This is a genomic window from Vibrio sp. 2-2(8) (assembly GCF_963888495.1).
Taxonomy (GTDB): Bacteria; Pseudomonadota; Gammaproteobacteria; order Enterobacterales; family Vibrionaceae; genus Vibrio; species Vibrio anguillarum.
Genome location: NZ_CAWPJM010000019.1, coordinates 1 through 8139, shown reverse-complemented (window position 1 = coordinate 8139; position 8139 = coordinate 1). Strand labels below are relative to the sequence as shown.

The 8139-nt window shown below is 41.0% G+C and carries 8 protein-coding genes; 1 reads left to right on the top strand and 7 read right to left on the bottom strand.

Annotated features, from left to right (window positions below; translation table 11 throughout):
• Nucleotides 1-1245 precede the first annotated feature (1245 nt).
• Nucleotides 1246-1578: a PBPRA1643 family SWIM/SEC-C metal-binding motif protein gene (locus AACV12_RS06345; RefSeq protein WP_170901579.1), complete on the top strand. Its 333-nt coding sequence runs from the start codon at nucleotides 1246-1248 to the stop codon at nucleotides 1576-1578.
• 671 nt (nucleotides 1579-2249) lie between these two features.
• Here AACV12_RS06345 and AACV12_RS06340 read toward each other — a convergent pair.
• From AACV12_RS06340 to AACV12_RS06305, 7 genes are all read right to left on the bottom strand, one after another.
• Nucleotides 2250-2786, bottom strand: coding sequence for a nucleotidyltransferase family protein (locus tag AACV12_RS06340; RefSeq protein ID WP_047691683.1), 537 nt, complete (start codon nucleotides 2784-2786; stop codon nucleotides 2250-2252).
• A gap of 1623 nt (nucleotides 2787-4409) precedes the next feature.
• Nucleotides 4410-4862 carry a hypothetical protein gene (locus tag AACV12_RS06330; protein ID WP_170901582.1) on the bottom strand — a complete coding sequence of 151 codons (453 nt, stop codon included), beginning with the start codon at nucleotides 4860-4862 and terminating at the stop codon, nucleotides 4410-4412.
• A gap of 1143 nt (nucleotides 4863-6005) precedes the next feature.
• Nucleotides 6006-6497 (bottom strand): hypothetical protein, encoded by a 492-nt coding sequence (locus AACV12_RS06325; RefSeq protein WP_170889273.1) that lies wholly within the window; start codon nucleotides 6495-6497, stop codon nucleotides 6006-6008.
• Nucleotides 6487-6807: a hypothetical protein gene (locus AACV12_RS06320; protein WP_170889274.1), complete on the bottom strand. Its 321-nt coding sequence runs from the start codon at nucleotides 6805-6807 to the stop codon at nucleotides 6487-6489. The genes AACV12_RS06325 and AACV12_RS06320 overlap by 11 nt, the downstream gene beginning before the upstream one ends.
• 140 nt (nucleotides 6808-6947) lie before the next feature.
• Entirely contained in the window at nucleotides 6948-7382 is a 435-nt protein-coding gene (locus tag AACV12_RS06315; protein ID WP_170901577.1) for a GNAT family N-acetyltransferase, read from the bottom strand.
• A 236-nt stretch (nucleotides 7383-7618) separates the two neighbouring features.
• Entirely contained in the window at nucleotides 7619-7867 is a 249-nt protein-coding gene (locus AACV12_RS06310) for a DUF3297 family protein (protein ID WP_026028286.1), read from the bottom strand.
• Between the two features lie 175 nt (nucleotides 7868-8042).
• On the bottom strand, nucleotides 8043-8139 hold a 97-nt coding region (locus AACV12_RS06305), incomplete at its 5' end, for an IS3 family transposase (RefSeq protein ID WP_130200936.1).

Here is an 8139-nt window from a genome sequence, read left to right as displayed (position 1 = left end):
ATAACCTTTGAAACCTCTTTGTACTCGTTTCAATATGCGTTTTTTCGCTTTATCCACGTTCATCATGAATCCTTTTGATTGCTGAACTTAAAAAAATATAACGCCCGGCTAAGGGGTTGACAACGCATCGCCGAACTCAAAAAATACACCGTAATCACTGAACTTCAATTTTGCACTAAAGTCGCCAAGCGTTGGCAATCCCTCTTGAGCCGTTTGTTAGGCCAACCAATTGACAACAATACTTTCACAACCAAAGGACGAGCTTTTTTGTAAACTTGAAACAAACTAACCGATTCATTTATAAACCAAAATGCTGAATCAGAAAAGAAACAAAAAACTCAAATTGAGCGATTTGGAAGAAAAGTGACGGGCGTAGCATACTCAGCGGACGTTTGGATGCTGAAGGTTATTTTGCCGCTAAACTCACAACGAAAAGCAACCCAACGCGATCAAGAAACAACAAATATGTGATGATTATTTATTGCTTAAATTAAGCCACAAAACATGGAATTTACCGTTCAATTCAAACTCGATTTAGCCTGATAAAAACTCACCTAGCCTAACGCCCGGCTAAGGGGTTGACAACGCATTGCCGAACTCAAAAAACACACTGTAAACACTGAATTTCAATTTTGTACTAAAGCCACCACGCGTTGGCAATCCCTCTTGAGCCGTTTGTTAGGCCAACCAATTGACACTGACACTTTCACAACCAAAGAACGAGCTTTTTTGTAGACTTGAAACAAACTAACCGATTCATTTATAAACCAAAATGCTGAATCAGCAAAGAAACAAAAAACTCAAATTGAGCGATTTGGAAGAAAAGTGACGAGCGTAGCATGCTCAGCGGACGTTTGGATGCTGAAGGTTATTTTGCCGCTAAATTCACAACAAAAAGCAACCCAACGCGATCAAGAAACAGCAAATATGTGATGACGATTTATGGCTTAACTTAAGCCACAAAACACGGAATTTACCGTTCAATTCCAACTCGTTTTAGCTGATAAAAACTCACTTTGCCTAACGCCCGGCTAAGGGGTTGGCAATGCACCGCCGAACTCAAAAAAACACACCGTAAACACTGAACTTCAATTTTGCACTAAAGTCGCCAAGCGTTGGCAATCCCTCTTGAGCCGTTTGTTATACCGTGATCCGATGCACATTGTAGGAACTTCTTTATCAATTGCCATAGTGCCGTATAATCGCGGCCAAATTACACCACAACAATCCATCAGTGAGTTGCAAATGTCCAAACTATTTTTCAAAGGTCGAATCGATGCTAGACAAAACCACGTCATTTCAGGCTACAACGTAAACCGTGATGTAAAAGCAGGCACTGACGAGGCTCCAATCAATGTTGTCGTCCCAACCGAGGCTCGTAAAGCAGAGATAGAAATATTACTTTCTGAGTACTCAATAGTGGCTGATATTGTCATTGACTCAAAGCAACCAGAGAACACTGTTGAGCTGGATACGCTATTAAACAAACCTAAAACTATTACCTATAACAAAACACCAAACCGTAATGAACCGTGCACTTGCGGAAGCGGGAAAAAGTACAAAAAGTGCTGTGCTTAAACCCTCGATAATTACGTCCAAAGCCGTCTTCTGACGGTTTTTTTATAAACTAGAACCTATACGATATTCTGCGCGTAAGTCAAAACGGTATAACGCCCGGCTAAGGGGTTGACAACGCACCACCGGACTCAAAAAAACACACTGTAAACACTGAACTTCAATTTTGTACTAAAGCCGCCAAGCGTTGACAATCCCTCTTGAGCCGTTTGTTAGGCCAACCGATTGACAATGATACTTTCAAAAACAAAGAACAGGCTTTTTTGCAAACTTAAAACTAACTAACCGATTCATTTATAAACCAAAATGCTGAATCAGCAAAGAAACCAAAAAAACTCAAATTGAGCGATTTGGAAGAAAAGTGACGAGCGTAGCATGCTCGGCGGACGTTTGGATGCTGAAGGTTATTTTGCCGCTAAACTCACAACGAAAAGCAACTCAACGCGATCAAGAAACAACAAATAGGTGATGATTATTTATTGCTTAACTTAAGCCAGAAAACATGGAATTTACCGTTCAATTCCAACTCGATTTAGCTGATAAAAACTCACCTTGCCTAACGCCCGCTTAAGGGGCAGACAACGCTACTACCAACTTTCCGCATAACACCGTAACCACAAAAACCAACGCATAGTAAAAATGCCGCGCGTTGGCTGTCCCTCTTGAAGCGTTTGTTATGGCGCAATTCTCAAGTTAGGCCATATAACTAGCCAACCCTTTGACTTTACTCGATTTTCGAAGGTTCCATATGCTCGTTTAGGATTATGTGTGATTAAACCTTGAAATAAACTCTCGAAACCAAAGGCTGATATACATTCATAATGATCGTGCTCGACTTTTCTCACTGCTACCGCCGTTTCTTTTTCAGGCCAATAGCTCATGGCATCCAATGTGCTTTGGTAAGGATCGTCGCCATTTTGTAAGTGCATCTTGGCTTGATTTTTCACTTGCCAATTGATCTGGGGCATTTGCTCCGATAACTTGAGTTCAAGTGATTTTTCATAATCTGAATCGACACAATCAGCATCGAAGAAAATGACATCAATATCGTTTAATGGCGTCGGCTTTACGTTGCGATGTAAAAAGTCCCAGACAAGGTTTCGCACAAAACCTGCGGCTATGTAGCACTGAGGCAATTCAAGCTGGTAAACACATTCCAGTGCTTCAAATCGAACGGGATCTTTTCTAACTAAATCAACGATAGTATCCATTTTTCACCTTGCGCCATAACGCCCGGCTAAGGGGTTGACAACGCACTGCCGAACTTAAAAAACACACTGTAAACACTGAACTTCAATTTGGCACTAAAGTCGCCATGCGTTGGCAATCCCTCTTGAGCCGTTTGTTAGGCCAACCGATTGACAACAATACTTTCAAAACCAAAGAACAGGGCTTTTTTACAAACTTAAAACAAACTAACCGATTCATTTATAAACCAAAACCCTAATTCAGCAAAGAAACAAAAAAACTCAAATTGAGCGGTTTGGAAGAAAAGTGACGAGCGTAGCATGCTCGGCGGACGTTTGGATGCTGAAGGTTATTTTGCCGCTAAATTCACAACGAAAAGCAACCCAACGCGATCAAGAAACAACAAATATGTGATGACTATTTATTGCTTAACTTAAGCCAGAAAACATGGAATTTACCGTTCAACTCCAACTCGATTTAGCTGATAAAAACTCACTTTGCCTAACGCCCGGCTAAGGGGTTGACAACGCACCACCGAACTAAAAAAACATACTGTAAACACTGAACTTCAATTTTGCACTAAAGTCGCCAAGCGTTGGCAATCCCTCTTGAGCCGTTTGTTAGCTGCTGCACTTTAGCCGGAGATTGACTACCCAACGGCCTAATTTAAAACACATTATTATTTTCAAGCGACAAAGTAAAACGGACAACTGAGAAACTAAAACCTAATCCACGAAACGCACTTGGCAAAGAAGAAATAACCGAGAAACTGACGAGCTTCTAGGACTTAAATTTACAAAGAATTCTTTCGAAGAAGCCAACAACCAAGTGCGCGAAATCAACTTAAGCGCGAAAGAGCTTCAAAACCAAAGAAGCCACACCAAAGAAATAAACAAACACACCACTTCCCGTAAGAAGACTTCGGTTAGTTCAACCGCTTCACGAACAGTGCCACTGGCGAGATACGCGGAAAAGTGCTGACTTTCAGGTGTAAAGCTAGAGCCTCAGACTAAGAAAAATAAACGCTTAATTTTATGGTTTTTCTTAACCTCAGCTAACGCCCGGCTAAGGGGTTGACAACGCATAGCCGAACTCAAAAAACACACTGTAAACACTGAACTTCAATTTTGCACTAAAGTCGCCAAGCGTTGGCAATCCCTCTTGAGCCGTTTGTTAGGCCAACCGATTGACAACGATACTTTCACAACCAAAGAACGAGCTTTTTTTTGTAAACTTGAAACCAACTAACCGATTCATTTATAAACCAAAATTCTGAATCAGCAAAGAAACAAAAAACTAAAATTGAGCGATTTGGAAGAAAAGTGACGAGCGTAGCATGCTCGGCGGACGTTTGGATGCTGAAGGTTATTTTGCCGCTAAACCCACAGCGCTAAACAACCCAACGCGATCAAGAAACAACAAATATGTGATGATTATTTATTGCTTAAATTAAGCCACAAAGCATGGGATTTACCGTTCAATTCAAACTCGATTTAGCTGATAGAAACTCACTTTGCCTAACGCCCAGTTAAGGGGTGAAGCACGCAATACCGATGTTACTGCATTCCACTTCAACACCGAAACTAACGCATACTAAAAATGCCACGCGTGCTGAATCCCTCTTGAACTGTTTGTTATGTGCGTTTTTATTTTTTCGTCATTAGCCGGCATGCAACCGAAAGGTGGTGCCATTTGGTAGCAAAAGTGTCTGATACGACATACCAGTCATTTACAGAATTCATTGAGCCATGATGCTCGCCCATACACGAACACTGACACTCATGCCCTTCTGCATTCCAACATGCTGGTGCGCACTTTTCTTGCTGCCTATATGGTTGGATAACATATACTTTCCCATATTTATGTAGGCAACGCTTAACTAAGTCATTGAACCAAGCTTTGGGAGTTTCCCACCATTTATGCTCCGCATTCCATTTAGGCTTTCTAGTTGCATTATTTCTCAACCAAGCCATATTTGTTTTTTCAAATGGAAGCTTCACATATAACGGGGCTCCTTTTTCTCCTGTGCGATATAACACAGGAACCACTCGTTGATTTAATAAAGCAGCCAATTTTTGGTCATCAACTTCAAATTCCATCGTTACCTCCAACGATACCAAAGCACATAACGCCCGGCTAAGGGGTTGACAACGCACCGCTGAACTCAAAAAAAACACACTGTAAACACTGAACTTCAATTTTGCACTAAAGTCGCCACGCGTTGACAATCCCTCTTGAGCCGTTTGTTATGCAAATTCAATGAGATAAACTGAATTTACACAACCAAAAGCCACAATTGCAATGGTTGAGTGATTCAAGAATCAACCCAAGTAAGAGCCGTGATGTATAAGCCGCCAAAACAAAGTCCACCGTTCAGCAACAAATCAAGCTTTTGAATGAGACAAACTCAACAAGCAAGGCTTTCAGCAAGTGCGAAATGCTCGATAACATTGTCCTTTCCACACTTTGTGCACGCTGAATTGACAACAAACCAGCATCAAAACTTATTGAGGCAAACAAAGAACCTTGCCTGTTTTACGGTTTGAGTTAGTCACAAATTTGAAGGCGAAAATGCTCATTTGCCGACAGCTCGAAACGAATGGCCGGAGAAATCCCAAAAGATTGAATCCCTAAATTTACCTGAGTTGCATAACGCCCGGCTAAGGGGTTGACAACGCATAGCCAAACTCAAAAAACACACTGTAAACACTGAACTTCAATTTTGTACTAAAGTCGCCACGCGTTGGCAATCCCTCTTGAGCCGTTTGTTAGGCCAACCAATTGACACCGACATTTTCACAACCAAAGAACGAGATTTTTTGTAAATTTTAAAACAACTAATCGATTCATTTATAAACCAAAATGCTAAATCAGCAAAGAAACAAAAAACTCAAATTGAGCGATTTGGAAGAAAAGTGACGAGCGTAGCATGCTCGGCGGACGTTTGGATGCTGAAGGTTATTTTGCCGATGAATTCACAACGATAAACAACCCAACGCGATCAAGAAACAACAAATATGTGATGACGATTTATTGCTTAAGTTAAGCCACAGAACATGGGATTTACCGTTCAGTTTCAACTCGATTTAGCTGATAAAAACTCACCTTGCCTAACGCCGCATTAAGGTGTGAGCAACGCTACCACGAAACCTAACCATACCACCGTAAACACGGAACCCAACGATGGAATGAAAAATGCCAAGCGTTGAGAATCACTCTTAAATGCCTTGTTATACAGATAATTAGTCGTATACAGCCTCGGCTTTTTCTGCGCTACTAAAAATAATTGCCTCCCAAGCAGCACGAGTGCAAGACCAAAATGAATACCCTAATAAAAACAAACATACAACTAGCATTGAATAAATATCTAGGGATTCGAAATGGTTAAAATACACGACATCGCCGAAAAACTGTTGAACATACACACCTTTTAAAATCGACGCAGATGTTGTCATCGCCAAACCATAAGTAATTGCAGCAAAAGCTGAATCAGCAAAAATACCAAATTGCTTATATATAAGCCCTGCATACTCGGCATTCGAGCTCTTAGCTGATAGATAATGCAATACGAAACAGATGAAACAACCAAACCAAATACTTATATTTAAATGCTTCCATTCTAAGACTGAGCGTATAGTGTCATTATAATATTTCTGATCAGTAATGTAGGTAACAGCTATTATGACTAAGATGATAAGGACACCGACTAGTCGAAGGTTGAATTTAGGAAACATGATGACTCCCATTAAATTCGTTTACCTTTTTAGTATCTTCATCATCGTTACTTTTCCCGAGCAAACCGCCAATTAACCCGCCAAGTAATACTCCAGGAACTCCACCCAAAACTCCAATAACTCCACCAATAGCCATGGCTGGAGCTGTCTTATTGTCAGATTCCGCCGTAACCGAATTAACAGAATAGACCTTGTCATTAACCTTTAAGCGATTAGAGCCTAACTTTTGAGCTAGTTCTATGCGCGACTTAGCCGTATTTTGAATGTATGTTTTCTTCCCTGTCTGACGATCTTTTACATAAAGACGCATCGAATTACCTCCTTTTATTTGTATAACGCCCGCTTAAGGGGCTGACAACGCTACTACCAAGTTTCCGCATAACACCGTAACCACAAAAACCAACGCATAATAAAAATGCCACGCGTTGGAAGTCCCTCTTGAAGCGTTTGTTATGTGTTTGAACTTAAAGGGATCTCCATTTCAATCAACCCTTTGACTTCAGATGTTCTAACGAAGCCTTTGGACTCATACAGGCTGATTGCTGGGTTTTCACTAAACACACGCAAAACTAGCTTAATGGATTGTCTTTTAAGCGCATGTTTAACAACTAGTTCGAGACACTTTGCCCCAATTCCTCTGCCCTGAAACTCAGGCAAAATTTGAAAGTCCCTCAAGAAGATAGTATCGCCACTATAGCTAAAACGGAGAACACCAACACGAGCTTGGTCTAGATGGACTTCGTAATTATCTAATTCTTCCCAACTACTTAGAAACTGATTGTGATCCCAGATTATTCCACGAGTTTGATAGTAACTTGCCATATTTGACTCGGTTAAAGATTCTGCGAATAAGGCGTCACTACCTACTTTTAGCTGTACTTCCATGCATTTTCCTCTGGTTACACATAACGCCCGGCTAAGGGGTTGACAACGCATAGCCGAACTCAAAAAACACACCGTAAACACTGAGCTTCAATTTTGCACTAAAGCCGCCACGCGTTGGCAATCCCTCTTGAGCCGTTTGTTATATGTTTGGATGAGAAACCTAGCTAGATTTTGAATGCAATGCATTGAATTACATAGTTATCAACACATTGCATGCGGACGGTATAAAATGCAGCTTATTTATAAAAAGCTTCAACTTCACCTTTTAACTTAATCAGCATCGGCTGGCCAAAACGATCTTTAGCTTTCGGTGAAGGAATTTTCACCCACCCTTCACTAATGCAGTATTCTTCAACATCAGTACGCTCTTTGCCATTTAGACGAATGCCAATGTGATGTTCAAAGCACTCCGCTACATAGTGTGGGCTGCGAGGATTACCAGCAAGGTGATCCGGCAAAGCAGGTTTAGCTGTAGTGTCGTTCATATTCATAACCTAAAATATGTAAAAAGTGCGCTATTGTAGACAATACAAGCCTACCACTCAACAAAGTAAAGATGCTATTTCATATGCGGTATAGAGCGCAGAACTAGATGACATATAACGCCCGGCTAAGGGGTTGACAACGCACTGATCTGCTCCAGCAAAACTGGACACCACATTAAGCGACATTTTGCTGTTCAAAGTTAACTGGGCTTAGATACCCAAGAGCACTGTGCCTTCTCGTCCGATTATAATCAACCTCTATGTACTCGAAG